This is a genomic window from Ruegeria sp. CJ9, from assembly GCF_056536625.1.
On record NZ_JBQFPY010000001.1, the window covers coordinates 16,411 to 40,365 of the forward strand.

General features: G+C 52.6%; 28 protein-coding genes, 1 tRNA gene and 1 pseudogene. 9 read left to right on the top strand and 21 right to left on the bottom strand.

Annotated elements, in window-relative coordinates:
• Window positions 1-664: 664 nt before the first annotated feature.
• Window positions 665-1,357, top strand: a pseudogene (locus ACR0AJ_RS00090) (integrase core domain-containing protein); the annotation flags it as partial.
• A gap of 34 nt (window positions 1,358-1,391) precedes the next feature.
• Here the strand turns inward: ACR0AJ_RS00090 and ACR0AJ_RS00095 are convergent.
• Both ACR0AJ_RS00095 and ACR0AJ_RS00100 read right to left on the bottom strand, forming a co-directional pair.
• The gene (locus ACR0AJ_RS00095; RefSeq protein ID WP_170351322.1) at window positions 1,392-3,434 is read right to left on the bottom strand and encodes an ankyrin repeat domain-containing protein; all 2,043 of its coding nucleotides are present in this window, start codon (window positions 3,432-3,434) and stop codon (window positions 1,392-1,394) included.
• A gap of 729 nt (window positions 3,435-4,163) precedes the next feature.
• Window positions 4,164-4,367, bottom strand: coding sequence for a hypothetical protein (locus ACR0AJ_RS00100; RefSeq protein ID WP_170351320.1), 204 nt, complete (start codon window positions 4,365-4,367; stop codon window positions 4,164-4,166).
• 397 nt (window positions 4,368-4,764) lie between these two features.
• On the opposite strand from ACR0AJ_RS00100, the gene ACR0AJ_RS00105 reads away from it, so the two are divergent.
• Window positions 4,765-5,925 carry an abortive infection family protein gene (locus tag ACR0AJ_RS00105; protein WP_170351319.1) on the top strand — a complete coding sequence of 387 codons (1,161 nt, stop codon included), beginning with the start codon at window positions 4,765-4,767 and terminating at the stop codon, window positions 5,923-5,925.
• A 63-nt stretch (window positions 5,926-5,988) separates the two neighbouring features.
• Here the strand turns inward: ACR0AJ_RS00105 and ACR0AJ_RS00110 are convergent.
• Window positions 5,989-7,115 (bottom strand): IS3 family transposase gene (locus ACR0AJ_RS00110; protein ID WP_170351318.1). Its coding sequence is split into 2 segments (ribosomal slippage): window positions 5,989-6,854 and window positions 6,854-7,115, totalling 1,128 coding nucleotides; the frame shifts between segments, so codons are not numbered across the junction.
• 194 nt (window positions 7,116-7,309) lie between these two features.
• Between ACR0AJ_RS00110 and ACR0AJ_RS00115 the strand changes: the two genes are divergently transcribed.
• Both ACR0AJ_RS00115 and ACR0AJ_RS00120 read left to right on the top strand, forming a co-directional pair.
• Window positions 7,310-8,254, top strand: coding sequence for an aminotransferase class IV (locus ACR0AJ_RS00115; protein ID WP_425082159.1), 945 nt, complete (start codon window positions 7,310-7,312; stop codon window positions 8,252-8,254).
• 316 nt (window positions 8,255-8,570) lie between these two features.
• Window positions 8,571-9,149 (top strand): hypothetical protein, encoded by a 579-nt coding sequence (locus tag ACR0AJ_RS00120; protein ID WP_170533625.1) that lies wholly within the window; start codon window positions 8,571-8,573, stop codon window positions 9,147-9,149.
• Between the two features lie 170 nt (window positions 9,150-9,319).
• Here ACR0AJ_RS00120 and ACR0AJ_RS00125 read toward each other — a convergent pair whose 3' ends face one another.
• The 7 genes from ACR0AJ_RS00125 to ACR0AJ_RS00155 form a co-directional block, all read right to left on the bottom strand.
• Window positions 9,320-10,198 (bottom strand): CopD family protein, encoded by an 879-nt coding sequence (locus ACR0AJ_RS00125; RefSeq protein WP_170351316.1) that lies wholly within the window; start codon window positions 10,196-10,198, stop codon window positions 9,320-9,322.
• Window positions 10,195-10,539: a copper resistance CopC family protein gene (locus ACR0AJ_RS00130; protein ID WP_226689772.1), complete on the bottom strand. Its 345-nt coding sequence runs from the start codon at window positions 10,537-10,539 to the stop codon at window positions 10,195-10,197. Before ACR0AJ_RS00130 ends, ACR0AJ_RS00125 begins: the two co-directional genes overlap by 4 nt.
• Window positions 10,540-10,551: 12 nt before the next feature.
• Complete coding sequence (locus ACR0AJ_RS00135) at window positions 10,552-11,016, bottom strand: c-type cytochrome (RefSeq protein WP_170351315.1); 465 nt, start codon at window positions 11,014-11,016, stop codon at window positions 10,552-10,554.
• Window positions 11,016-11,483, bottom strand: coding sequence for a DUF411 domain-containing protein (locus ACR0AJ_RS00140; protein WP_170351314.1), 468 nt, complete (start codon window positions 11,481-11,483; stop codon window positions 11,016-11,018). Before ACR0AJ_RS00140 ends, ACR0AJ_RS00135 begins: the two co-directional genes overlap by 1 nt.
• 58 nt (window positions 11,484-11,541) lie before the next feature.
• On the bottom strand, window positions 11,542-11,877 hold the full coding sequence (locus ACR0AJ_RS00145; protein ID WP_170351313.1) for a hypothetical protein: 336 nt from the start codon (window positions 11,875-11,877) through the stop codon (window positions 11,542-11,544).
• Window positions 11,878-12,085: 208 nt separating this feature from the next.
• The gene (locus ACR0AJ_RS00150; protein ID WP_226689770.1) at window positions 12,086-12,625 is read right to left on the bottom strand and encodes a luciferase domain-containing protein; all 540 of its coding nucleotides are present in this window, start codon (window positions 12,623-12,625) and stop codon (window positions 12,086-12,088) included.
• A 65-nt stretch (window positions 12,626-12,690) separates the two neighbouring features.
• Window positions 12,691-13,281, bottom strand: a complete 591-nt coding sequence (locus ACR0AJ_RS00155) for a YceI family protein (RefSeq protein WP_170351311.1) — start codon at window positions 13,279-13,281, stop codon at window positions 12,691-12,693.
• A gap of 124 nt (window positions 13,282-13,405) precedes the next feature.
• Here ACR0AJ_RS00155 and ACR0AJ_RS00160 point away from each other — a divergent pair, with 124 nt between their 5' ends.
• Window positions 13,406-13,987, top strand: a complete 582-nt coding sequence (locus ACR0AJ_RS00160; RefSeq protein WP_170351310.1) for a TetR/AcrR family transcriptional regulator — start codon at window positions 13,406-13,408, stop codon at window positions 13,985-13,987.
• 463 nt (window positions 13,988-14,450) lie between these two features.
• Here ACR0AJ_RS00160 and ACR0AJ_RS00165 read toward each other — a convergent pair whose 3' ends face one another.
• Window positions 14,451-15,149, bottom strand: a complete 699-nt coding sequence (locus ACR0AJ_RS00165; protein WP_170351309.1) for a hypothetical protein — start codon at window positions 15,147-15,149, stop codon at window positions 14,451-14,453.
• A 234-nt stretch (window positions 15,150-15,383) separates the two neighbouring features.
• On the opposite strand from ACR0AJ_RS00165, the gene ACR0AJ_RS00170 reads away from it, so the two are divergent.
• Complete coding sequence (locus tag ACR0AJ_RS00170; protein ID WP_170351308.1) at window positions 15,384-16,265, top strand: cation diffusion facilitator family transporter; 882 nt, start codon at window positions 15,384-15,386, stop codon at window positions 16,263-16,265.
• A gap of 159 nt (window positions 16,266-16,424) precedes the next feature.
• Window positions 16,425-17,282 (top strand): hypothetical protein, encoded by an 858-nt coding sequence (locus tag ACR0AJ_RS00175; protein WP_174820553.1) that lies wholly within the window; start codon window positions 16,425-16,427, stop codon window positions 17,280-17,282.
• Between the two features lie 75 nt (window positions 17,283-17,357).
• Here the strand turns inward: ACR0AJ_RS00175 and ACR0AJ_RS00180 are convergent, their stop codons facing one another.
• From ACR0AJ_RS00180 to ACR0AJ_RS00190, 3 genes are all read right to left on the bottom strand, one after another.
• On the bottom strand, window positions 17,358-18,005 hold the full coding sequence (locus ACR0AJ_RS00180) for a response regulator (RefSeq protein ID WP_170351307.1): 648 nt from the start codon (window positions 18,003-18,005) through the stop codon (window positions 17,358-17,360).
• Window positions 18,002-19,405: a sensor histidine kinase gene (locus tag ACR0AJ_RS00185; protein WP_170351306.1), complete on the bottom strand. Its 1,404-nt coding sequence runs from the start codon at window positions 19,403-19,405 to the stop codon at window positions 18,002-18,004. Before ACR0AJ_RS00185 ends, ACR0AJ_RS00180 begins: the two co-directional genes overlap by 4 nt.
• A gap of 103 nt (window positions 19,406-19,508) precedes the next feature.
• Window positions 19,509-19,907, bottom strand: a complete 399-nt coding sequence (locus tag ACR0AJ_RS00190) for a MerR family transcriptional regulator (protein WP_170351305.1) — start codon at window positions 19,905-19,907, stop codon at window positions 19,509-19,511.
• Between the two features lie 99 nt (window positions 19,908-20,006).
• Here ACR0AJ_RS00190 and ACR0AJ_RS00195 point away from each other — a divergent pair, with 99 nt between their 5' ends.
• Together ACR0AJ_RS00195 and ACR0AJ_RS00200 are read left to right on the top strand one after the other, a co-directional pair.
• Entirely contained in the window at window positions 20,007-20,330 is a 324-nt protein-coding gene (locus tag ACR0AJ_RS00195; protein ID WP_170351304.1) for a hypothetical protein, read from the top strand.
• 4 nt (window positions 20,331-20,334) lie between these two features.
• Window positions 20,335-20,553, top strand: a complete 219-nt coding sequence (locus ACR0AJ_RS00200; protein WP_226689765.1) for a GDCCVxC domain-containing (seleno)protein — start codon at window positions 20,335-20,337, stop codon at window positions 20,551-20,553.
• A 332-nt stretch (window positions 20,554-20,885) separates the two neighbouring features.
• On the opposite strand, the gene ACR0AJ_RS00205 is transcribed toward ACR0AJ_RS00200, so the two are convergent.
• The 7 genes from ACR0AJ_RS00205 to ACR0AJ_RS00235 all read right to left on the bottom strand — a co-directional run bounded on the left by ACR0AJ_RS00205 (window position 20,886) and on the right by ACR0AJ_RS00235 (window position 23,920).
• Window positions 20,886-21,062 carry a hypothetical protein gene (locus ACR0AJ_RS00205; protein WP_170351303.1) on the bottom strand — a complete coding sequence of 59 codons (177 nt, stop codon included), beginning with the start codon at window positions 21,060-21,062 and terminating at the stop codon, window positions 20,886-20,888.
• A 243-nt stretch (window positions 21,063-21,305) separates the two neighbouring features.
• Window positions 21,306-21,548, bottom strand: a complete 243-nt coding sequence (locus ACR0AJ_RS00210) for a hypothetical protein (RefSeq protein ID WP_170351302.1) — start codon at window positions 21,546-21,548, stop codon at window positions 21,306-21,308.
• Between the two features lie 54 nt (window positions 21,549-21,602).
• Window positions 21,603-22,424: an AAA family ATPase gene (locus ACR0AJ_RS00215; RefSeq protein WP_170351301.1), complete on the bottom strand. Its 822-nt coding sequence runs from the start codon at window positions 22,422-22,424 to the stop codon at window positions 21,603-21,605.
• 24 nt (window positions 22,425-22,448) lie between these two features.
• Window positions 22,449-22,892 (bottom strand): hypothetical protein, encoded by a 444-nt coding sequence (locus ACR0AJ_RS00220; RefSeq protein ID WP_170351300.1) that lies wholly within the window; start codon window positions 22,890-22,892, stop codon window positions 22,449-22,451.
• A gap of 4 nt (window positions 22,893-22,896) precedes the next feature.
• The gene (locus ACR0AJ_RS00225; RefSeq protein WP_170351299.1) at window positions 22,897-23,394 is read right to left on the bottom strand and encodes a hypothetical protein; all 498 of its coding nucleotides are present in this window, start codon (window positions 23,392-23,394) and stop codon (window positions 22,897-22,899) included.
• Window positions 23,387-23,809 (bottom strand): hypothetical protein, encoded by a 423-nt coding sequence (locus tag ACR0AJ_RS00230; RefSeq protein ID WP_170351298.1) that lies wholly within the window; start codon window positions 23,807-23,809, stop codon window positions 23,387-23,389. The genes ACR0AJ_RS00225 and ACR0AJ_RS00230 overlap by 8 nt, the downstream gene beginning before the upstream one ends.
• 17 nt (window positions 23,810-23,826) lie before the next feature.
• Window positions 23,827-23,920, bottom strand: a tRNA-Ile gene (locus ACR0AJ_RS00235).
• Window positions 23,921-23,955: the final 35 nt, after the last annotated feature.

The following is a 23,955-nucleotide window of genomic DNA, read 5'->3' on the forward strand; positions in this document are numbered from 1 at the left end:
TCGGACTCATCTATTCATGTTGGCAAGAATAAATTTGGCACCCATTAGATCTAAAAATACGAATATTGCCTTGAAGTCTTGGTAAGTATTTTGGTGTGGAATTCCATTTGCCATTGGGAAAATGGTAGCCAGTCAAACTCAAAATTCTACGAGAAAAAAAAGCGAATCAGTCAGGAGTGCTGTCGCGATTTTCGGGCCTACCTGTTAGCAATTGACTTGAGTCCCAAGTCTTCTCAACTTAGGAGAAAATTCCTGAGTTTGGGGTTTCCCGAATGGAAGTACAGGTAGCGCCATGCCGCTCATGAAGTGGGATCAGTTTTGAACACTACGGTCGCAGGCATCTCCAGGGATGGCCAGCGGAGGCAAACTGGCCTCGTTCAGCCATGATAGATAGATCGCAGAAAACAACACTGACGATAGTCACAACTGCCACCGAACAATGAACTTCTCGATCTGAATGACGTTGGCTTGGAGCTTCGCTCGCAGCCTCGATGCCAGGATGCCTGCCGTGGGCGTGTCCTCATGCTGCGTGATGAGTCCATCATTGCCAGTCCACCGGATGTCGAAGAAATCAGGGCAGGGTATCTCCATGCCGCGGACGGTTGCTTTCTCGTATTCCTCGAAAAACCACTCCCTAACGGTTCGCTTGATAGTAAGCGGTGCTGCCCAGGACGGCATCCTGCTGACCGAGGAACAGATGGCGGCGCTGGAGAAGGCCAAGCAGCAGAGGGAGGCGCATGGCGAGATCGAGAGCCACCATCCCGGTTATCTTGGCAGCCAAGACACCTACTATGTGGGCACGATGAAAGGCGTGGGGCGCATCTACCAGCAGACCTTTGTCGATACCTTTGCCCGCGTGGCGATCTGCAAGCTCTATACCGAGAAGACGGCGATCTCCGCCGCAGACCTGCTGAATGACCGGGTGATCCCGTTCTTCGTCGAACAAGGCATCAACCTGCTGCGCATCCTGACCGACCGGGGCACCGAGTATTGCGGCAAGGTCGAAAACCACGCCTACCAGCTTTATCTGGCGGTCGTGGATGTGGATCATTCCAGGACCAAAGCAAACAGCCCACAGACCAACGGCATCTGCGAGCGCTTCCACAGGACCATCAAGGATGAGTTCTACGACATTGCCTTCCGCAAAAAGCTCTACCGCTCGGTGGAGGAGTTGCAGACCGATCTGGATATTTGGCTGGCCAAATACAACGAACAGCGGCCACATTCGGGAAGATACTGCTACGGCAAAACACCTATGCAGACCTTCCGAGAAACGCTACACATCGCCGTGGACAAGACAATCAGGGGTTCCGATCAATCGGACGGCCAACAACCCATTCTCAGCCCTGTTCGCTGAGGTGTCCGTCAGATCAAGTCTGAAGTTTTACATCTCATTGTTCTTCGGTAAGCCGTTTCAAACCAAGCTCCAGCTTCGCTCCAGTGCTTACAACTCGCGTTGCCTCTCGAAACCAGAGCCGATCTTCGGCGGATACCTCGAGAAGGAACCACTTTGCCAACTCGTTGTGATTGTGCGTGTAGAGCTGCGTTAGTGCAGTTGTTCCGTCGTCAAGTTTGTCTCTCACGTTTGCTCCGTATTCTATCAGTGTGCGAAAAAGCCAGGGATCTCCTATTTCAGCCGCAAAAAGAAACGGAGTCATTCCGTCGCAAGAGACTTTTGTGGTGATGTCTGCCCCTGCGTCTAGAAGGGACAAAACGATCTCTTTACAGTTTACAAGTTCGCTCTGTTGCTTCTGAAAATACTCATCCATTTGCGGCACGATCCGAGGGTTTTTGTTGATAAAACTCTCCCACGCTTCTGCATGCCTATGCCTGAATGGAGATGGTGTCTGCCAATGCCGGTCACCCCAAATGGACACCTTTTGAGCACGTTGGTGAGGATCAAGGAAGTCTTCCAACAACCTTTGTGGCGACCGGAAGTTATTTGCTGCTGCAAATAAAGGCGAACCTCCTTGCGGCCCTTCAATTTCGAAATCTGCACCTTTAGAAAGCAAAGATTCAACAAAACCCGAGTGGCGCTCCTTTATTGCTTCATGCAAGCATGTCTCGCCATTTTTTGCCTTCGTATCGATTGTAGCCTTCTTTGTGGCGTCGATTAGTTCGTAAAAGACATCTTTGTCACCTCGCTTAATCGCAAAAAACAAAGGTGACCTTTCCCGCTTATCGAGGTCGCCTGGATCAGCTCCCTTCTTCAAAAGTGCTTGGATATTTTCCCTGTCGAGGAGGAATGTGTAAATATGAAGCTGGCTCACGGGTCCATCGCCCCAATCCCTAAGTCTCCTGCCCGGGTTAGATAAATCTGGTGTCCGGCCTTTCCATTTAGCTGCTGCGGGAAACCCGACTTTCGATGTCTTTATTGGCAGGCAACCAAGTGCTTCAGGATAAGAATTTGGAAACAAAGACTTGAAAGAAGTATCCGTCTCCTGAGGCATTACCTCTAGTCCGATTGTTTCACAACGCGCAGTCCAGCGGTTGCGAATTTGCTTTTCGTTGATGGCGGCTGAAGTGGCGAACAAGTAGGTCATTGCGCATTCAAATCCGGCGGCACTATGGTAGCTGAACGCTGCGCCCGCTTCATCAAAACACTTCAGCGCGGCCTTGCGATCTCCAAGCTGTGCCAAGTGCATCCCTTCCATCAAAGAAAGGTTAGCCAGACTGAAGCTATCGCAAAGCTCTTCCTTAAGCAGCTCGATACAAGCTTCGGCCCTTGCTACATCTCCAGCCACCTTCTCTCTACTAGGGGCTGTGAGCTCCGAGAGCTCCAATAAGTTTTTACAACGGGCTTCTCGAAATTGCTCATGCGAAATAGAGTTTTGGAGTTTTATTTCTTCAAGGACCGTCTCGACCGACTTCTCGTAACGCGAAGTGTGCCGAGAAGTATCTACCATTTCGAGACAGCAATAGTTTCTGTATGCATTCGCAAGTGCCAAAGCAAAACCGAGATCAAAGTCATATTTGCTCTGGATTGCTAAGATCTTCGAAACGCTCATGCCGGACTTACGCGACCATCGACCGATCTCAGTTTCCCAACTGCGCGCCTCTATCGGAATTTTTTTTTGTAGGTCAGCAGATAGCGCCCGGATGGTTTTACCCTGAAGACGTGCACTCCATACAACGGAGACACCTTCCGCAGGATGACCAATAACATCTTCAACCTTGAAACCGAGTTTCTGCGAAAGCGGCGTCAGGAGTTCGACAAACAAAGAAACAGCGTAGCTGTCAAAGACGCTTCTAACTTCAATAGCACCACGAGATCCGCACTCGAGTTCTCGGACGGCAAAAAAGTAGTGGTCCTTATAGTTGACCAGAGTTTCTAGAATCCCAGTAGAATCGGGGCAGGACTTCAACAAACTCGAAAGCTTTTTAAGTGAGAGTTCGCGGATTTCTTCAGAAAGAAAACCCTGTAGATCAGCCATTCGTTGAAGTTTCTTGTCGAGAGCAGAGTTGTTCTCACCGTCAACGTGCGTGAAATTACGAAGTATAAACTCTAAGATTTCGCCGGGTTGTGGGATTGGCTTCATTGGGAGGCTATTCGTTTTAGATTCTCTAGCTGCATGCGCGTGTTCAGGTAAGCTCTCCGGCAGCTTGGGGATCTTGCTACGACCAAAATTCCGCCATTCGCTAACCGCAATTTGCCGTGCTTTCGACCAATTGCAAAGCGTGCTCCTGCTTTTACTTCTTGACGGATCATTTTGTCTATATCTCTGTTTTTACAGTACTTCATGTGTGAGATTTGGGGGGAGGTGATGAAAGCCTCATCACCTCGATGATATTATTTTTTTGTCTGCTTTGCCGCAGCAGCCTGGGCACGGGCCGGAAAGCTGCCTTTACTCACTTTGCCACCGTTGCTTTTCGCGGAGGCACTCTGTACTCGCGCAGCAGCTTTTGCAGTCATTGGTTTTGATTTTCTCATAACGTCTTCCTTGTTGCGTTGTAGATGGCCAATATTTGGCAAGCACCAAGAAACAAATCGAGAGACATACTCGGGACACCAATCTTCATTTTTAGGGAAGGTCGGGTTGAGGTTGCGCGTCCAACGGGCTCAGTAACCCCTTTTACGCATACTACTCAGTGAAGCCGCCAAATCTCTCATACAGTATCACTGACACTGCGACACGCGGTCTGCTCGTCTTTGCCCTGTGTAATCAAGACCCTGCGCTAGAGACTTCGAAATGGGTATTCACCACACGCAACAAGTGCTCAAAGTCACCCTGGACGGCGTCCTCGAGGAAGGCCCGAACTCTGGCTTGTTCGGCTCCGGCTTTTTCGGCTGCGGTCTGGCAGCGTGCCAGCACTTCAAAGGCGTTGCCGCTTGTCCTGGGCAGGTCGATGGTTGCAAGTTTTTTCATGTCAAATCCTCATCTAGAATACCGGGCAACCATTGCAGGTCGAAATTAATCTCAGGTATAAGAATTGCGGATTTTGCCCCGATCCAGAGACTGATTGGGATTTAACATAAGTTGCGATTATAGAGTGATTGCGCTTTCGTCAGCCTGCTACCCGCTGCATCCGAACATCGACCAGTCGTGAAACTTCGATAGGTGACAGCCTTGAGCCCTAAGTTCAAAATGCTTCTTCGCACTCAAAGGTCTGCGATGCGCAGCAAGCGGACTTTGCAAAGTTTGGTGGCCATCTCTGCTGTGCTGCTTCGTCAAATCAGACATATGAAAGCCGTTGCGTTAATGCTGGGTATCAGTGACAGATTGTAGCACGTTTATGCGAGTTTGGTTTCAGCAAAGATATACGATGAGCAGAGCAATTCCGACAAAACTGATACAAAGTTTGAGGGATGAGTTAGCATCCGCGATATCAGATTATAAGGCCTATGAAGTGCCGGGTGTCTGCGCACGATTGGGTTTGGCCGAAGGAAGCGAAGAAGAAGCGTTTCAGAGTAAGTACAAGTATGCGTCCAGCAGGTTGGCAGCAGTTGAGGTCGAACCACTCGTAAAAATGGCTCGTTCGCTTCTTCAAGAGATCGACGCTTTCAACCTCCTTGAGTTGGTTGATAAGATCGCGGATCTGGAACGGCCCGAGATTACTAGCATCACGCGCCGAAGATTAGTCAAACTGCTGACCGTGGGCCCACTGGTGAGTGAAGTTGATGATTTTACGTTTGTGGCGGCTGTCTTTCCACTGGAAAACATGTCCGCACCCCATCGAAATGATAATCGCACACTCGAAGAATACTTAATCCAACACACAATTCGAAACGATGATCTGACTCAACAGGAGTACTTGGAAGCTCTTGGGCTGCTGACTTGCTCCACCCGTTTGTTGTTTAGCTTTATCGAACAGCTCACCTCTGCCGAATATCAAAGTGAGGAACGCCAGAGGATACTATCTGGGAAGGTCGACGATTTGCTGCGCCATGATGGGTACACGCTGTCTGAAGCCGGAAGAATCTCAGGATCACCGATTTTCGAGGTAAACCCGCTGCCAGAAGGAAATCCGGCTGATATTGAGATCACGGCGACCCTGAGCACCTTTAACCCGGATCAAATTGGCGAAAGATGGCAAAGTGCACTCGACAGCAGGTCAAAAGACGCTGAACGCGCAATCACATTGGCCCGAACTCTAATGGAAGACGTTTGCAAGTGGATCTTGCACGAGGCAGGTGAAAGCTGGGAAGAAAAAGATGATCTTCCAGTTCTATACAAAAAACTCTCCAAGACGCTAAGGTTGGCCCCTGATGATTACACGGAACAAGTATTCAAACAGATTTTGAGTGGGTCACAATCGGTTGTGACGGCACTCGGTGCGCTCAGAAACAAGCTGGGAGATGCTCATAGTATTGGACCGAAGCGCATCAAACCAGCGGCTAGACACGCAGAGTTGGCCGTCAACTTGTCAGGTACTATGGCCACGTTTCTTGTTTCCACTTGGAACGCGAGGCAAGCAGAAAAGTAGAAACACAGATACTGGTTGGCAGGTTTGGCTGAGCAGCCTCATCTGACTGGTCCAAGTTGATTGTTAGTGCATCATTGGCCTGTGATCCATTGAGATGATGGTTTCGGGCGCTGGCGGGCGGTAGCCCAGTGCACTGTGGGGACGTTTTGTGTTGTAGTGTCTCCTCCATTGTTCGATCAAGATTTGTGCTTCGCGCAGGCTGTAGAAGATTTCGCCGTTGAGCAGCTCGTCTCTGAACCTGCCATTGAAGCTTTCACAATATCCGTTCTCCCAAGGGCTTCCAGGTTCGATGTAGGCTGTCTTGGCCCCGACAGCAGCCATCCAATCCCTGACGGCCAGGGCAACAAATTCCGGCCCATTGTCTGAACGAATGAAACCGGGCGCGCCACGCAGGATGAACAGATCCGTTAGAGCATCAATCACGTCCGTTGAGTTCAGCTTGCGCTTCACTCTAATCGTCAGGCACTCCCGGCTGTGCTCATCAAGGATGTTCAGCGTCCGAAAGGCTTTGCCATCGTCGGTTCGACAATGAACGAAGTCATAGCTCCATACATGATTGCGATACTCCGGCCTCAGCCGAACACACGACCCATCGTTCAGCCAGAGCCGTCCTTTCTTCGGTTGTTTCACTGGCACTTTCAGCCCCTCTCGTCGCCACAGGCGTTCAACCCGCCCGTCGCTAACAGACCATCCAGCCTCTCTCAGCAGCGCTGCGATCCTGCGATAGCCATATCGGCCGTACTGTCGGGTCAACTCGATCATGTCGGCCACCAGTCGGTCTTCGTCTGCGCGACCTTGTGGGACGCGCCGTTGCGTGGACCGGTGTTGCCCCAGCACGCGGCAGGCGCGTCTCTCGGAAACGTTCAGCTGGTTGCGTACATGGTTAATACAAGCACGACGACGAGCGGGGCTCAGTAGTTTCCCTTTGTGGCTTCCGTCAGGATCAGTTTGTCCAGCGTCAGATCTGAAACTGCGCGTCTCAGCCGCTCGTTCTCTTTCTGAAGCCGTTTCAGTTCCTTCAATTGATCAACACCCATTCCACCGTACTTCCTCCGCCAGCGGTAATAGGTTTGTTCGACAACTCCGATCTGTCTGATCGCATCAAGACGGGACATGCCTTGCCCCATCAGAACTTCAACCTGCCGTAACTTCGAGACAATCTCTTCAGGCTTCGGTCTCTTATTTGCCATTCGTGGCCCTCCGTTTCCTAAACATAACGGTGGACCAGTTCAGTTGGGGAGGCTCAAGACCAGACGTTCGCAGGGCGAAGGCACGTTGGTACAACGAGCACTCCGCTGCCAATCTCTGCGCCCCGGACAAGCGACCGAAGGAAGCCCAAAACAGACATTGCGATTGCAGTCCGTACTCCGGTAGCTTTCACATTATGAATGTACTACCTTACCTCTCCGAGCATTACTCAGACCCTAAAACATATCCTCCTGGTGTGGCTTTCCTGGACGGACAGTATTTGCCGATTTCGGAAGCCAAGATTTCGGTGCTGGACTATGGGCTACTTCATTCTGACGCGACGTATGATGTCGTCCATGTTTGGAACGGAGCTTTCTTTCGACTCGAAAATCACCTTGATCGGTTCTTTGCAGGTTTGGAAAAGCTGCATATGTCGATTGAGTATGACCGAGAACAGGTCATCGAGATACTGCACAACTGCGTCGCACTGTCAGGGTTAAAGAACTCCTACGTCGAGTACATTTGCACACGCGGTATGTCTCCGACATTCAGTCGGGATCCACGTGATGCGGTCAACCAGTTCATTGCATTCGCAATACCGTTTGGATCGGTGGCCAATCCAGAGCAGATGAAACATGGACTAAATGCAGCAATATCATCCTTAGTCCGCATTTCTCCAAAGTCAGTCGATCCGACCGTGAAGAACTATCATTGGTTGGATCTGGTCAAAGGCCTCTACGAGGCTTACGACCGCGGTGCTGACACTGCGATCCTTGTCGATACAAATGGTAACGTATCTGAAGGGCCCGGATTCAATATTTTTGCCGTCATCGACGGAAAAGTTCTAACACCGAAGTTCGGTGTGCTTCTCGGGGTCACTCGTCAGACGGTCTTCGACATTTGCACGAACCTGGATATCGACTGCTCAGCCGTCGACATACCCCAAGACCAACTCCTAGTTGCAGACGAAGTCTTTATATCTTCAACCGCCGGTGGGATCATGCCAGTGACCAAAGTAAATGGACGAAATATCGGTGCTGGATCTCCCGGCCAAATCACAAGTCAGATTACCATGAGTTATTGGGAACTGCACAAGGAAGAGAACAAAAGGATGTTTGTCAGATACTTGGATGACAAATAGCCTTCAGTCGGTGTCTGGTTGGCTCGGAGAAACGGAAGCTTTTCTGCAAGACGGACCCCGGCAAGACACGCCAAAATAGCGGACCAAAACAGAGCTTTTCTGTGACCGGTCTCAGCCCTAAGCGGACATTCGAGTCTCGGGTAGCAGCTGCGCGGAAGCCCCCCGAACTAGTATTCGGCAACCAATAGATGTGCATCATTTACCGTCCCGTACCTAGTTGTTTGGGAAGACTAGCTTGGTTTCATCAGTTCAGATATGCCGTGCCAAGTGAGCGGTGTCAGGATGCGCCGCGGAAATTTCTTTTTTGGAGAGCAATTTGGAACACGCTGAATACATTGCATTGGCCGGTGTGGTCGCAACACTTCTGGGAGTGTTTGTGACTTGGAAACTGGCGAAGAGACAGTTTGCAATGAAAAAACTAACTTACTCTTATGACATCGAAAGGCTCGTCAAAAACGACGACCCTGATCTATCGCTAGATCTCAAAGTACTATATCGCGGTGAGGAACTTCCTGAGCCCACATTGATGACGTTAGAAATTACAAATTCCGGCCATAGCGCAGTCGAGGACGCAGAAGTTGTCGTGCAACTCCCAGGCTCCACTTACTTGATCCCTGGACATTTTATTGATCTCCCACCTGGATATCTGTCTCTGTGGGACATCGAAAGAACCGATGCTGAAGAATGCACTGTGAAGCTCAAGCATATCAACCCGAGACAGACTGCCAAAATGCGGTTTCTGATGGACGAGATGCCGCAGGGAAATCCTCAGCTGGCCTGTCCGATGCCAAACGTCGAGTTCGACAAAGCTAGTGTTGCTAAGATGGGTGTAATGGCAGAAATTGTCGTGTCGTTCGTTGCCCCACAGGTATTGGGTGCCACGCGGCTACGCTGAGCGTGTGAGCTGCACGCCTGGGAAGCCCATATCTTAAGAAACGCAGGGAGCATCAACCAATAAACTCACTCTCCCACCTCTAGCCATATAGCTACTGCAACAAGCCGCAGGCAGCCCCAAGCGGACATTCGTAACAAGTATTTTCAGCTCCTGCTTCGGACCATAGGCCGTCAGAGATTGATAGGAGGTGTCGTCACACTGGTTAGCATCGCCGTTGCAAACAGGATCAGGACAACAGCCAACATCTCCATTGAAATCGACCGCCGGAGAGCAATTTCCGCGCCACGCTTCTCAGCCCTGAGAGCCGGAACAAATCTCAGCTTGTTCAGCGCCGCCAGGCCAAGAAGGGCAGAAACGATAACGACCTTGGCCAAAAGTACCAATCCATAGGCCGTTCCGAACAAGGCGACCACAGAGCCCGAAAGCAGCCATGCGAGTGCTGCGCCAGCAACAATCAGGACGGCAACTCCGTAAGCAGCGACATTGCCAAAATGGTGCAGTAGATCGGCCCCAGTGGGAGTGAGCGCCGCTTTGTGCAGGGGCAGAAGAGCGCCAACCCAAAAGGCGACTGCCAGAAGATGAAGAACCAGTAAGACTGCGAGAGGCGCCCTGGGCTCTCCAAGCGAGTGTCCCACCTGAGCAAAGGAAATCGCTATGGCAAGGCTGCCCGCCAAAGCGACCCACTGCCCTACGCGGGGGAGCAGGATTGCCAATATCGCGAGTTCGCCCACCCCTCGCCAAATCGCAGCGGTGCCAAGCGGGCTGTCCCAGACAATGCCAAGCATCATTGGGTCCGTCGCGCCCTCAAAGCCCATTCCGGATATCCGCGCCGCTCTGATGCCGAAACGTAGAGCCAGAACGGCGAGACCGAGAAGCGCCGCACCGACCGAGAGGTGACGTGCAAGGCGCAAAACGGACGCCTCGGCGCGCGTGGCAAAGAGAACGGTGAACAGGATGCTGCCCATCGCCAGCAGCGCCGCGCCGTAGCCAAGTGCTTTCGCCAAAATGGCCAAGACGACAACACCGTCAATGGGGGCCAGTCCGGTCACTCAGCGACCGTGAAAGAGAAGCTGCCCTGCATCGGGTGACCGTCTGACGCCATACCTCGCCAGTCGAAGCGGTAGCTTCCCGGTGCAAGCTCTTCCAACGGCATGGCCCGGAATTCTGTGGCGGGGTCCATACCTGTCTCGCGTTCAATTTCGACGTCGCCATCTGAGGAGGTCAGCGTAATCGAAATGATGCGCATCGGATCATCGAACCGCATGGAAATCTCCGGCGCGTTCGTGACAGTCGCGCCGTCAGCCGGTGTCGTTGCTTCAGACTTTGAATGCGCAGCCGCAAGCATCGGAGCCATTGCAACGGCCAAACCGAAAAGAGTTTGTTTGATCATCTGAGTTGTTTCCTATTCGGACTGGGCATTCAGTTCGTCATGATACTCACGAAGGTCATCGGGCCAGGTTGATTTGATAAAGGATAGCACCGCAATGATTTCGTCATCGCTGAGCACACCTTCATAGACCGGCATACCAGTTGCGGGCGCATTCTCTATCAGCCCGGCCAGGCCAAATTTGGTCAGGGTGAAAAGCGTTTCATCATCGTGGTGCCACGTATGCCCTGTGGCGTCATGCGGAGGTGCCGGTAGCAAACCATCCTCGCCGCGTATCCGCCAGTTTGGCTGTCCTTCCAGGCGTGCTCCGTGGCAGGCAGCACATTGTTCCGCGTAAATTATTTGGCCAATGGCGACCAGTTCAGCGTCATCCGGTGTCAATAGACCGACCGCTTTGGTGGGCTGGGCCAGAACGAATGCTACGGTGAAACCGGCGAGCGTAAGCCCGCCGGTGACCAATAATGTTGTGCGCCCAGCCATCAGGTGTCGAACGGCTGCGCGGTGCCCGCGCGGTAGTACACCGTTCCGGTTCCAGCCTTTCCCCCAAATGCAATGACATCATAGCGGGCGGACGGATCGTCGCCCATACCAGGGGACCCCACTGGCATGCCGGGAACAGCAAGCCCTGTGATGTCAGGCCGATCCTTCAACACGGCTTCCAGTGCTTCAAACGGCACATGGCCTTCAAAGACATAACCATCGGCTTCTATGGTGTGACAGGATGCGAGGTTCAACGGGATACCCCGCGCTGACTTCTGTGCCTCGGGGTCGGTCAGTTCCTCAACGGTAACGGCGTAGCCACGTGCGCGAGCCAAGTCGGCCCATGCGTGACAACATCCGCAACCTGGTGAGCTGAGCACGTGCATTGGGGTGCCTGCACGAACGGGAAGAGCGGTCGCGATGAGAGCAGTTGCAGACAGTGCTGTGAAGTAACGACGTGTGATCATGTCTGTCGGTCCTTTGAAGTGAAATTTGAACGGATTGCGGGCGAGCGCCCGTAGCCATTCAGGCTTTCGGAGGACCGGTGGGGACACCCAGTGCGAGGCTCGAATAATCGGAACCAGCGTGCGTCACACCACCCACTGAGATCACCAATGGAGCAATCGGCGAAATCCCCGCCGTGGCGACAAAATCACCAAAACAGGATGTTGAACCCATGCCGCTACTGGTGTCGCAACAATCCGCAGCAGCTTTTTCGGCATCAGCCAACGGATCGTCGCCCGCCATTTGAGCATGATGACCAGAATGATCCGATCCATGGGTCAAGCCATGCTTCGCGGACGCTGCGGATGCGCCAGAGAATGCAACAACTAGAAATATCGACAGGACCAGGCGAAACATACCAAATACCTACTGGGGGTATGTGGTTTTGACAAGTTGCGAGGATGGGTCGCCATATACATCCTAGTTGCACTCATTATGGGTGCGCCACATCTCTGGATCATGCCCGTCCGGAACAGTGGAACACAGATCACCTGAAATTCCGGTAAGACTGATTATTGACTGACTTGCGCATTAGTTGGCAACGGCAATGTCAGCAGGTAGGCGTTTAGCCCAAGGTGTTGCCGGTGATGAAGGTGTACGAGCTTTCAACCAGATCGATGACGACATCCAACTCTTCGGGTGTCGTCGGTGTATAGATCATAACAAAGCCGCTCCACCCAGGACGTTGATTGGCCCACGGGTGCGCTACGGCCCAACCCGCCTCAACTGCCCGTCGCGCCATTGCGGGGTCTAGCGAAGCGTGCAAGCTGCCATCAGGATGCATGTGCGCAAACTCAAACCCACCAACGATAGAGTTCGGGTGAGACAACAACATGTCGGGATCAAGTTGAAAACCAATCGCGCCAGGTAGTGATATGCGTGTGGGGCCTAGTGTGACCCCCGGGAATTGCGCAACACGCTCCAGCAATAGCTGGGCCAATTCGGCATCAATTTTGACACCAATCTGAGTATGCGGTACGCCGCTTGTCGTTTCCGGACGGGGCGAGGTGCGCTCTGGCAAGGAGCGCTCTTGTGCGGATACCATCGGGCACATCAATGCCACCACCGTTACAGCAACCGCCAATGTTCTCAGGTAGACATTCATCGCTTTGACCATCCGCCAAAATTAAAGATTGAGTGCTCAGCGCCGTATCGGTGCCCCTGCACACATCATTCAGCTTTTAGCGCTTCGATATTGATCAAGAGCTCTATTTCGTCGCTCACCGCAGGTGCAAAGGCCCCAAGTCCGAACTCAGACCGCACGATAGTCGCCGTGGCTGCCAGACCCAAGGTCGGCGTGCCCTCTTTTTGGCCAAACGGGTATGGCGCTGACTTGTTAAGCGTTGTTTCCAGAACCACAGGTTTGGTGATGCCATTCATGGTCAGGTCGCCAGAAATATTCGCGGTATTGTCCCCGGTCACTTCAATGCTGGTTGAGGCGAAGGTGACCACGTCATCGTCACTCGCGCTGAAAAAGTCATCGGACATGAAGTGTTGCAGACGGGCGTCCCAGCCGGTGATCATGGATTTTACAGGCATAGACACTGTGACAGATGACGCAGACGGATCATCTTCATTGAACTCTATCTCGCCGCTAAAACCTGAGAACATTCCAAACGTTTCTGAGAACCCGATGTGGTTGTAGCTGAACAAGACCTGGCTGTGTCCAGGATCCAGCTCGTAAGTGCCACTCTCGGACAGCGCGGTTGTCGCACCAATCGATAAGAGTACCGCCAGCGGGGTTGCTGCCACTTTGAACATTGATACGCTCCCATTTTGACAAGACGTGTTCGCGGAATTGAGTATTGAGCTTTAGTTTTTAGCTGGCCATACTTTTAGTACAAAATGTTCTGCTATGCAACAATATGTTCTATAGGAGGGGCGATTGAAAGAAGATCCCAGGCTGATCGCCACACGACAGGCCGCACTTGATGCGGCGCAAAGGATACTGATGGATGAGGGCGTGCTGCACGTAACTCATGGCGCGGTTTCAAAGGCAACGGGCATTTCGCGCAGCACACTTTACAGGCACTGGCCAGATGCGCGCAGTCTGCGTGATGCAGCATTCAGGCGCATAGCAACCCCGCCGAACATACCGCCCAAAACCCATGGCCCGCTACGATCTGATCTGCGCTGGTTACTCGGAGTACTGATGGGAGCCTTAAATGACACACCATGGGGCCAGATCGCGCCTCAAGTGGTCGCTGCTGCGTCCACCGACGAAGAGGCGCGGTTAGTGATAACTGAATTCATGAAAGACAGGTTCGCAAGTGTAGAAGCAGTATTTGCAGCCGCAATCGGCCGCGGTGAGATCACCGCCGACGTTCCGGTTGACCAGCTCATAGAACTAGCAGTCGCTGCACCTTATTTTCGCAAGCTCATACGTCACGAGGCCCTGGACGAAGATTGGTTGGATCGACATGTCGATCTGCTTTGCAGTTTTGCGAAAACCAATTCTGGACGGTGAGAACCGCCTGAAATTGCAAACAAAGCGGCCAATAAACATAACAGTTTCCAAGATCGCAGTATGGCTACGTTCGCCGCTTGACATCAGCACGTCGCAGGGTCAATTCGATGCGCTCCTCACAACGTTGACGACTGCACTCTGATTTGTCGCTGCCGCTAATTCACAATGCAACATGAATACCTTTGGGTTCAGTGTCGCCCACGGCAATGTCGACTTTCGGGAACCGGCCAAACAATGCAATGTCCAGTATCCTCCTCGGATGCGCCTTTCTCTGACTTGCACATAAGTGACTTGAAGCAGCCCAAACTGAACCTTCTCACCCAAGCATTGCAATTTAGTAAACTCGCAACGAAGCGGCATTTAGACTATTTCCGCCCAAAAACCGCTTCCAAAACGCGATCCCCCAGACTGACTTGGTAATGTCAGGTTCAATGCGGGCGTCACGCGTACCAATGCTGCCCGATTAGTCCGTTGCGAAGCAATAAAACAGACCTGCCCCGCCTGAACGTGGCAGATGTTCCTCTCCGCAACCGCGCGAGCCGTGCGATGAGTTCCAGGACACCATGTTTCGGGCATCGTTGAGACCGATACGGTCATGATGCCCGACAATCGCAGATCCATCCTCGCTGTTCGAAGTCCAGTTACTGCATGTTGTGTCACCGCCTGCCGTAGAGAAGTAACCTGCGGAATCGGAGCCGGTCAGAATGTCATGTTTGTTCGGCTGGCTACCACGCCCATTGACGGGGTTACCGTTTTCGTCGAGCGCTGTCTGTAGACTAATGTTCACGCTGTCGCGGTGCAGTTCTTCAACATTGTTGGCGATGAGCTCTCCATTGGCATTGTACCAGGGGCCTGATCCGATCCGGTCGCGTGCAGAAATGCCATTGGTGATTGTCATCGGGTCGGTGCTGCGATCAATGGACATTGAGGTGCTCAGATAGGCCGCGAAAGTCTTGGAAGAACCGGTCGCGGAGGCAAGCGCATTGCAATGAGCATCGGCGCCTTCGAGGCCACCTAAGTTGGCACCGTCGCCCTTGCCCACACTAGTGATGAAGAACGACATCTCCTCGCCTGCCGATTGCGCCTGTGCGGTCGCCGCGATACAGCAGATTAGGAGTGCAACAACCCCGTGGGCAGTTTTTCGTTTGGTGAACTTCGACATGTGTGTCTCTCTTCGTGCTGTGTGATCACTGATGCTAGCCGTATGTAACAATCGGGTCCATCCGAGTAACAGATGTATGACGCTGTGGTGCCAGCGCCATTCACGACAGCCGGTCGAGCATGACCGACCCTACGGCCCTGTTCATCTTTATCCTAATCCTGTCTTACGTGTTAAGCACGATAGCTCATCTGTTCCTAGGATCTCTTGTAACGATTGACTGAGGCTCGTGACCGAATGACACAAAAATTTGCTCTTTGGTCCATTCCGATTTCCATTGCGGTACTGGCTCTGAAACTGCTGGCCTGGTGGCTGACGGGCTCGGTGGCGTTGTTGTCAGACGCAATGGAATCAACCGTGAACGTCGTTGCGGCGCTGCTGGCGTATTTCGCAGTTCGCGTTGCAAACAAGCCTCCTGACGAAAACCACCCATTTGGTCACAAAAAAGCTGAGTATCTTTCCGCCGTCGCCGAGGGCGTACTGATTGTGCTGGCAGCTTTCCTGATCATCAGAGAAGCTGTGCTGGCGCTCCCTAACCCGCATCTTGAGGATGCGCCGCTGCTTGGAATTGCCGTCAATGTCATTGCAACAGGTGTGAATGGCGCATGGGCCTACCTATTGCTCAAAATCGGCCGGCGCGAGGGTTCGCCTGCATTGGAGGCAAGCGCCCGGCACATTTTTACGGATGTCATGACTTCAGTTGGTGTCATAGCAGGTCTGATACTTGCACTTGTCACCGGCTGGCTGATCCTCGACCCGATTCTGGCAATTCTTGTTGCACTGAACATCTTGTGGGAGGGATGGAAAGTTATTCGGGCATCCATCGATGGCCTGATGGATGTGAGCCTTTCAGACCATGACTTGCGGGCTATTTCTAACGCAATCGAAGCAAATCTCGGCGCAGCCTTAGAGTACCACGACCTCAAAGGGCGCAGATCCGCGAATGTCATCTTCGTGGAGTTTCATCTTGTTGTGGACGGCACAATGCCAGTCAGCGCGGCGCATGATATATGCAATGACATCGAGGAAGAATTGGATCGTTTGTATCCGGGTTCCGTCTTTGTCATTCACCTCGAACCTGATGACGAGTTGAAGGGTGACGGGGTTAATTCCCACTAAACTGGTCAAATGGCTCAGCAAAAACTCTATTGGTTTGACTGATCTGACTAAGACGTTCGGCTTGAAATTCGTCAGACCTAAGCCCGATGTGGGAAAGCCGAACCAGAAGTAACCTGTCTCCAACGTCACGAAGCGTGACGCTTAGAAATGGAGGCGAACATGAAAATTCAAAGAAAGCTGGGTCAACTTCTTAGTACAGCAGCGTTGGCTTCGTTGATTGCGGCTACGCCTTATGTGCCAGCGTTTGATGCCGATGGTCGCCTACATTTTGAACCGTCCTATGCCTTTGCCAAGAGCGGCAAGGGGAAAGACGGGGATGGTCGCGACGATGATCGGGATGATGATCGTAACGACGACAGAGATGATGACCGCGACGACAACTCGGGGTCAGGTAATAGCGGCCGTGGTGGTGACCGGGACGATGATCGTGATGACGATAGGGACGATGATCGCGACGACGACCGAGATGATGATCGTGACGACAATTCGGGATCAGGAAAAAGTGGTCGCGACGACGATGACGATGATGATGATGATGATGATGCCTCCAAACGCTCCAACAAAGGCAGCGGAAAGAAGGATCGGTCTCAAACAGGGGGCAAGCCGTCGGGCTCGGCTGGGATAACAAAGATCGAAACAAACGCTAACGGCATTGAAGTGCGTTACGCCGACGGAACCAAGGAGGAGATCGAAAACGGGCGGTATGAAAGAAAGAATGCTCAGAACCGAACTGTTGAGGAGCGCCCCGCGACTGGTGCTGACGTCTCAAGGCTCCGGTCTTTGGCAAATGGCATCTCAATCGGCAACGTGCGCTCTTCAGGGCAAAGCGGCGCTGCTGGAAGTCGGCCCACGAAAATCGAACGCCAGGGCAACAACATCGAAGTGAACTATGCCAATGGTTGGAAAGAGGAGATCGAGTTTGGGCGCTACGAGTTGAAAGACCCGTACAACCGAACTGTTGTTGAAAGAAACGCAACGGCCTCTGATCGCAGGAGGTTGCAGTCGGTTGCCAACTGAACAGCAACTCCAGTCGATAATCCGTTGGCGGCTTCTTTGAGTGAGGGGCCGTCATCGTCTTCAAAGGGACCGCAGTTAATCTCCCTTGTTCCAAACATCATGCGCAATGAGCGCGGCCTCTACCCGATTTCGCGCATGAAGCTTGGACAGGATTGCCGTCATGTAGTGCTTCACGGTCTTTTCCTGAAGGTCTAACTCATCAGCGATTTCACGATTGCTCAGTCCCTTGGCCACGCGTCGAAGTATTTCTTCCTCACGATGCGTAAGATCATCGAGAATGCTGCTGTTGATAGACATGCCAGTGTCAGCGTTGATTTGAAGCAATACCCGCGAGGCCAAGCCCGGAGAAACGAACCCTTCACCTGCGGCGATGCTGTGTAAGGAAGCGGTCAATTCGCTCGCGGTTACGCCCTTTACAATGTACCCAATCGCGCCCGCCTCCAAGGCGTCCGCGACATCGCTGCTGTTCTCTGAGACCGTTAAGATTGCAATGATGGGCGGATTTGCCATTGCCGCAATTTCACGTGTTGCGCTTATCCCGCCACCGGGCATCGAGAGGTCAAGAATGGCTATGTCCGGCTGATGCGTGACGACCAGCGATACTGCATCTTCCGCGCTGGACCCAGCAGCCAAAACTTCAAAACCATCAGCTTCATCCAGCGTGCGTTGCAAGCCATCCCTGAATATCGGGTGATCATCAGCTATTACGACAGATGTAGTCATGATGTGCCTAACTTTCTGGGAAAGAGTGTCATAGAAATGGTCGTGCCCTCACCCGGTCTCGATGCGACTTCGAACCTGCCGCCAATACTCTCGACCCGATCTCGCAAGCCCATAAGCCCCTGGCCACCATCGTCTCGCAACGCGGCTTCTTCTGACCTGTCAAATCCAGGTCCGTCGTCTTTGACCTTTACAACTATGCGGTCGTTCTGCGCCTCAGAAATAACAGTGCACTTGGAAGCTGGAGCATATCTCGCGGCATTGGAAAGCGTCTCCTGAAGGAAACGAAAAACGCACAGCTTGTCGGACAATGACAACCTTGGGGCCTGGCTACCCAGGAATGAAATATCCGGTCGCAACGGGCTGTGTTCGGCGTGATCCTCTACGGCTCTCTTCACAACATCGGCAAGCGCCAGGTTGTCGATGTCCGGGGCGGACAGCCCTCGCGATATTGCACGAATTTCAACCAGAGATTTTTGCAAAGACTGCTGAATTCCCTCTGCCTCTTTAGGCCTTTCGGACTCTTTGGAAAACGCCGCCTCCAGTCTAAGGGCAGCGAGCGACAGGTATTGTGCAGGACCATCATGCAGCTCGGCACCGAGTTTCTTGAGGAACCGATCTGTTTGCGTGGCATATCTTTCTGACGCCTCGACCACACGCGACCGCAGCAGGGCATTCTGCTCAGCCATCCTTTCACTTTCTGTCAAGCGCTGTTTAAGAAGAGTCCCCTGTCGTCGAATTGTTTTGTCGCCAATTGCGACGATGGAATACAAGACAATCGTACTTGCAAGAAATGCGGAACCGACGACCAACCAACTCGTTCGCCTGGCCTTGGCTAAGTCTAACTCCAGCTGGTCAGCTCTTTCGTAGAACTCCGCGACCGCGATGATTTCGCCGGACCAGAGTTCGCGGATAGGGCTGTAAACTTCAAGTAGTGGTATCCCCAGTGCTGCCTCGGCAGCGCTTTCGGCATGATCAAGCTCTTCAAAAGAGCCGGAGATATTTCCACCCCATGCTCGTTTCAGATCATCCGTTGGATTGAAACGGTTTCCTATGATGTCTGTATCCGAGGCATGTGCAATCACGCCGCCTTGCTTCCAGAATTTGTAGGAAACAATGCGGTCACGCATTGGCTGGCTCATGAAAATCTCGTCCAGCGCTAGGCTCGCCTGCTCGGAAAGGCGGTAGCCATGTGCCAATTCCTGGCTGAGCGGGGATACTACGCTTTCCATATACAGCGCCGCGGAGTTGGCGGAGTTTTGCACGACTGCGTTCTGGATTCGATTAGACACCCAGACCCCGACGATTGCGGTAGCAGTACCCATCACGAAAATGCTGGCCGCAAGAAAGACTCGCGACAACGACCAATTTCCAATCGTCAGGTCAGTTACTTTGGCTCTCATCGTGAAATCGACTATGAACTACAATCTGTTATCGCACCACGGACCTTGGTCTGACGTGATCTGGCTAAATCTCGGATACTGAGCTTCTGCCCAGTGGCCGGAGTCAGATATCATCCATCGTTCTCAGTCTTTGCAGCATCGGGCAGTGAACGTTACCGCTATCACAATTGGCCGTAAGCTCACTCAAGGCGTGCTCCAGTTGTCTGAGCTCATCAATCTTGCTTCGAACGCTGGCAATGTGTGCCTCGGCCAATTCTTTCACTGACCGGCAATCTTCAGCACTTCCTTCTGACAGCTCTAAAAGCACCTTTGCGTCAGATAGAGGAAACCCCAGGTCGCGGCACTTCTTCAAAAATCGAAGTCTTCCCACATCGTTTGCTGAATAGAGGCGACGATTGTTCAGAGCTCGTGCGGGTCCTGGTACGATACCTTCGCGTTCGTAGTAGCGGATAGTTTCTATGCCGACCCCGCTTTGCCGGGAAGCCTCACCAATCGCAATCATGTGAAGTGCCTCCACTTGATCCTGTAGTTACTACAGGAGTTATACGCTCTGAATGCCGGTGCCTCAACACAATCAAATAGAGTACCTCGGGAGCAAAAGATGAAGAAATATTTGAGCCTCAGCTACTTGGGATCGGTTTCAGCTCTGGGGGTCGCGACATGCTGTGTTCTTCCAATGGCCATGATGTTGCTCGGCTTGGGTGGCAGTTGGTTGGCGATATTCGGAAAAATAGCGGCAGCAAGCTACTATGTTCTCGCCATCTCAACAGCGCTGGTCGCGGTTTCGTTGTTCGTAGCGCATCGAAACGGGACGTTGGCAAATCTGAAATGGTGGCTTGTCGGAAGCACGGCGACTACCGCGTTGGCATGGGTCATCGTGTTCAATGAGGCTCAAATCAACGATTATCTAATCATGCAGATGTGAGACAATGACAAAACAAACTGTGGTGCTGAATAGCATTTTGACCTGCCCTCGGTGTGGGCACGTTGAAACCGAGAAAATGCCAACTGAATCGTGCCAGTGGTTTTATGAATGCAAGTCATGCAAGGCAGTCTTGAAACCGTTAGAAGGCGATTGCTGTGTTTTTTGTTCCTACGCAACTGTCCCGTGCCCGCCAATTCAGTTAGGTGATTGCTGTTGTGGATGAGCGGGCCGCAACCGCAATATCCGACAAAGATGTTGAGTGTCTTAATTGGCTCGTCCGCCAAAGTTTGCAATGTCTGCTTTTTGCGCTAAGCCGGAATTGCAAAGTCTTGAGTTCAATGTCTGCTTTGGGCTGAGGCTGTGTGAAAACTCCGGCCCACGAGCTCTCTCGTCGCGCTCGTTTTGAGCGCCTGAGCAAAAGCTCTCTCAGAAGTGCGAGAGAATGCACATAGAAGGTGTTTTCGGCGTATTTCGCCAGACTGTCAGAGTTTTCACACAGCCTCGGCTGCGAGCGGTCTATCGCACCATTTCAGAAATCGCCGGCACTGACCCTTTTTAGACCTGCTTTGGGGCGAGTTTGTTCCACTCATCCGCGCTCATGCTTTTTCGCGCTAGCCCATCCTCTGACGCGAACTGAGCTGCTTTGACGAGGAGAAAGGCCACCGTGATGGCGTCTACCTCGCAGCGTTTCTCGAATTCTTCGGTAGTTTCATTGGGCCTTTCTTCTGACATTCCCATTCCCCTCTGTATCTGACGCTTTCGGGTAATTGGCTCACTTTGCATAATACTTCGTCGCCCTAAGAAAGCCAGTTCTCGGGCGTGCGAGCGCTTCTTCAGGAGAGGCTCTAATTCTGCAAACAACCTCGTCCTCCAGCGCAAGTGATTTGCAACGGTGTTGAAGGGCGGGAGATCGGCTCTGATACTCCTCATTGTTCGTTTTGATGGGCGTCATCTGGCGACACATCCCGCTCATTTTCAGACGTTGCCATTCTCCCGAACAGCCAACTCGGCGATTTTTCGAACCAGATACCAAACGCTGCTGCGGCGCGCGTGACCCTTGATCCAGCCGGTGACATTCTTGACCAGGATATCGAGATGCGGGGCTTCGTCTTCGAATACTCTGACTTTGTAGTCGGAGATATCCGCAAGCCCGGACATGTTTCCTGCACGGGCTTCCGCGATTGGGGTACGATTTACGTAAACAACAACTCTTAGCATTTTCGCCTTTCCTATTTTGTGGTGTCTGCATGCTTGGGTCCTCGTGGATCCGTCCTAGTTCCACGAGTGGGTTTTGGTCTTTTGATGCAGAAGGCCGCGCACCAGCCGTCTCAAAACCCGCACTGATCGGTGCCGTCCATAGGTACTCACCAAAGCTTCAACATCGCCGAGATCCAGCCGAAAGAACTCAGGCCTCAACCCAAACTCAGCAGCGAATTCGCTCACCAGGCTTTGAATGATCGCAGGCAGTTGTTCTTGGGTCGGGGGCGGGATTTCATAGATTGTGCAACGGCTGAGAAGAGGGGCGGGTACGCCACTCAAGTGATTTGCGGTCAAAATCCAGCTCACATGTGAGGCATCCACGTCAACCGCCAGATATTTCTCTCGATATCTCCTGGCCTCAGAGGGCTCGAGCAACGCAAGAAGTTCGCCGGTGATATCTCCGTTGCGGCTCGCGTGCGTCTTGTCGATTTCGTCGAGGATGATCATTGGGTTAAGGAGGCGTGCCGTTGCCACGGCCTCCGTCACGATCCCTGCATGCGCGCTACTCCAACCTACCGAAAGACCAAACAAATGGTTCTCCGATTTGCCGCCGACGTTTGCGCTTTGCACATAAAGGCCGAGAGCTTTACAGGCTGTCTTTGCAAAAGCTGTTTTGCCGACGCCGGGCTCGCCAACCAGTAGGGTGGGTTGGATATGAAGGATGTCAGATCCGATGCTCCATCGACACTCGATATCGTGGACCATCCCCTCGATGACGAAGTTGCAATGAGGGAACCTTTGGGAAACTGCACGAAGCTCGTTCAACTCATCAAGTGAGGCCAGTCGGGCGAACTGATTGCTCCAGGTTGTGAGTTGCTTGATATGTTCCGGCATCTCGTTTCGGAGGGTGCGCGGCAGTTACTCAAAGTCCACTTTGTCCAGAAGATATCGGGCAGCAGTGGTCTTCTCACCCTCTGCACGAGAAGCTTCCATGCTCATATCGGCAGTGTGACGTTCCGAAATGAGGCCCATGACCTCTTTCCAGCGCTTCAGGCTCGGCATCTGTTCCACCGTGTCTTGGGCGAAGACTGCCAGAGCAGGATCGATTTCCCTCAAACGGTTAATTTCCGTCTGCCGCCAGTTGTCAGGATCATCGCTAAATCTTGCGGTTTCTTCTGATCGTTGTTTGATCACCTTGAGGAGGTCTTCAGAACTGGCTCTTTCCAAAATCATTTGCTTCACGATTTCCCAGGATGCACGGGAGTTGAGAGCGCTTAAAACAAGGCGGAGGATGTCTGCCTCGTCATGGCAGAAGCCAGCCAGCGCAAAGATTTCATCTTCTTCCCAGGTTGTTTCACTCATCGGGCTACCAACCTTTCGCGACACAGGAAGGGCAGCGGTGACCCGATGCGCCCCAGGCAATTTGGCCGATATAGCCGCAGCTTCGGCATTGAAGCACATCTCGCTTGGCACGCGTATTCAAACGCACTGTGGGAAAGGTCTCCATCCGTTCACTGGCCGCCTCGTGCGCGTGCCAGCAGCACAGGTTGACATGCCAGGCAGCAATGACTTGAGTTGTGGAGGCGTTGCCGCACCGCTCGCAAGACATCTCTGCTTCCTGCACGGCTTGCTGCAACCGCAGTTGAATGAATGTGTCTTCCTGCACGCCGTCTAGGTAGATCCGAAGCGAGCCGAATTTTTGCTTGATCTGTCCGACCGTGAGATAGCTTTCCTCTCGCTGATCGCAGTGCTTCTTGATCGCTTCAAAACACTCAGTGACAATCCGAACCCAGCCCAGATTGTCTTTTCCCAGATGCTTCTCAACGGAGCCGCGGATGTCATCGTAGTCGAAGGTGTCAGTCATCCGTCAGATCCCCGGTTCCAGGGGGCTCGGACTCTTGCGCTGAAGCGATTTCCTCCAGCGCAGCAATGAGACGATGCAGGCCTTTTTCTGTCTCTGCCGCCACCGTCGATTTGAGAGCGGAGAAGTGTTCGTCCGGTAAGTCGAACAGGCATTCAGCGACGTTTTGATGCCTGATACTGTCTGGGTCGAATTCGTGAAAAGGGAATACCAACCGCAGAATGGCATCTGGAGGAAGAAGGCGCTTATCTTCCTTCCCATCGTCTGAGTACATGCGACCTGTATCGCCATGGAACAGAAGCGTTTCTTTCAGCTCACCAGTCTCGATGCGCGTTTTGACTTCAGATAGAAGCTCGTCGTTGGCGTAGAGCTTCAGGCGTCTTCTCAGATCTTCATTTGTTTTGGGGTCTTGTGACATGGAATGCCTCCAAAGAATGGTAGGAGGCGTCGGAATCGAACCGACTCGTGCACTCTGATCTGGAGCTATCACAGGGGTATAAGCCCCGCCCGCATACCAATGCTGCCTCCCGCGTGTTTCGCGTGGGCTATCGACCTCAGGTCGAT

Coding starts and splice junctions, on each gene's coding strand:
- ACR0AJ_RS00095 (WP_170351322.1), bottom strand. CDS start 3,434: ATGGCTGATCTACAGGGTTTTCTTTCTGAAGAAATCCGCGAACTCTCA.
- ACR0AJ_RS00100 (WP_170351320.1), bottom strand. CDS start 4,367: ATGAAAAAACTTGCAACCATCGACCTGCCCAGGACAAGCGGCAACGCC.
- ACR0AJ_RS00105 (WP_170351319.1), top strand. CDS start 4,765: ATGAGCAGAGCAATTCCGACAAAACTGATACAAAGTTTGAGGGATGAG.
- ACR0AJ_RS00115 (WP_425082159.1), top strand. CDS start 7,310: ATGAATGTACTACCTTACCTCTCCGAGCATTACTCAGACCCTAAAACA.
- ACR0AJ_RS00130 (WP_226689772.1), bottom strand. CDS start 10,539: ATGATCAAACAAACTCTTTTCGGTTTGGCCGTTGCAATGGCTCCGATG.
- ACR0AJ_RS00135 (WP_170351315.1), bottom strand. CDS start 11,016: ATGGCTGGGCGCACAACATTATTGGTCACCGGCGGGCTTACGCTCGCC.
- ACR0AJ_RS00140 (WP_170351314.1), bottom strand. CDS start 11,483: ATGATCACACGTCGTTACTTCACAGCACTGTCTGCAACTGCTCTCATC.
- ACR0AJ_RS00145 (WP_170351313.1), bottom strand. CDS start 11,877: ATGTTTCGCCTGGTCCTGTCGATATTTCTAGTTGTTGCATTCTCTGGC.
- ACR0AJ_RS00150 (WP_226689770.1), bottom strand. CDS start 12,625: ATGAATGTCTACCTGAGAACATTGGCGGTTGCTGTAACGGTGGTGGCA.
- ACR0AJ_RS00155 (WP_170351311.1), bottom strand. CDS start 13,281: ATGTTCAAAGTGGCAGCAACCCCGCTGGCGGTACTCTTATCGATTGGT.
- ACR0AJ_RS00165 (WP_170351309.1), bottom strand. CDS start 15,149: ATGTCGAAGTTCACCAAACGAAAAACTGCCCACGGGGTTGTTGCACTC.
- ACR0AJ_RS00170 (WP_170351308.1), top strand. CDS start 15,384: ATGACACAAAAATTTGCTCTTTGGTCCATTCCGATTTCCATTGCGGTA.
- ACR0AJ_RS00175 (WP_174820553.1), top strand. CDS start 16,425: ATGAAAATTCAAAGAAAGCTGGGTCAACTTCTTAGTACAGCAGCGTTG.
- ACR0AJ_RS00180 (WP_170351307.1), bottom strand. CDS start 18,005: ATGACTACATCTGTCGTAATAGCTGATGATCACCCGATATTCAGGGAT.
- ACR0AJ_RS00185 (WP_170351306.1), bottom strand. CDS start 19,405: ATGAGAGCCAAAGTAACTGACCTGACGATTGGAAATTGGTCGTTGTCG.
- ACR0AJ_RS00190 (WP_170351305.1), bottom strand. CDS start 19,907: ATGATTGCGATTGGTGAGGCTTCCCGGCAAAGCGGGGTCGGCATAGAA.
- ACR0AJ_RS00195 (WP_170351304.1), top strand. CDS start 20,007: ATGAAGAAATATTTGAGCCTCAGCTACTTGGGATCGGTTTCAGCTCTG.
- ACR0AJ_RS00200 (WP_226689765.1), top strand. CDS start 20,335: ATGACAAAACAAACTGTGGTGCTGAATAGCATTTTGACCTGCCCTCGG.
- ACR0AJ_RS00205 (WP_170351303.1), bottom strand. CDS start 21,062: ATGTCAGAAGAAAGGCCCAATGAAACTACCGAAGAATTCGAGAAACGC.
- ACR0AJ_RS00210 (WP_170351302.1), bottom strand. CDS start 21,548: ATGCTAAGAGTTGTTGTTTACGTAAATCGTACCCCAATCGCGGAAGCC.
- ACR0AJ_RS00215 (WP_170351301.1), bottom strand. CDS start 22,424: ATGCCGGAACATATCAAGCAACTCACAACCTGGAGCAATCAGTTCGCC.
- ACR0AJ_RS00220 (WP_170351300.1), bottom strand. CDS start 22,892: ATGAGTGAAACAACCTGGGAAGAAGATGAAATCTTTGCGCTGGCTGGC.
- ACR0AJ_RS00225 (WP_170351299.1), bottom strand. CDS start 23,394: ATGACTGACACCTTCGACTACGATGACATCCGCGGCTCCGTTGAGAAG.
- ACR0AJ_RS00230 (WP_170351298.1), bottom strand. CDS start 23,809: ATGTCACAAGACCCCAAAACAAATGAAGATCTGAGAAGACGCCTGAAG.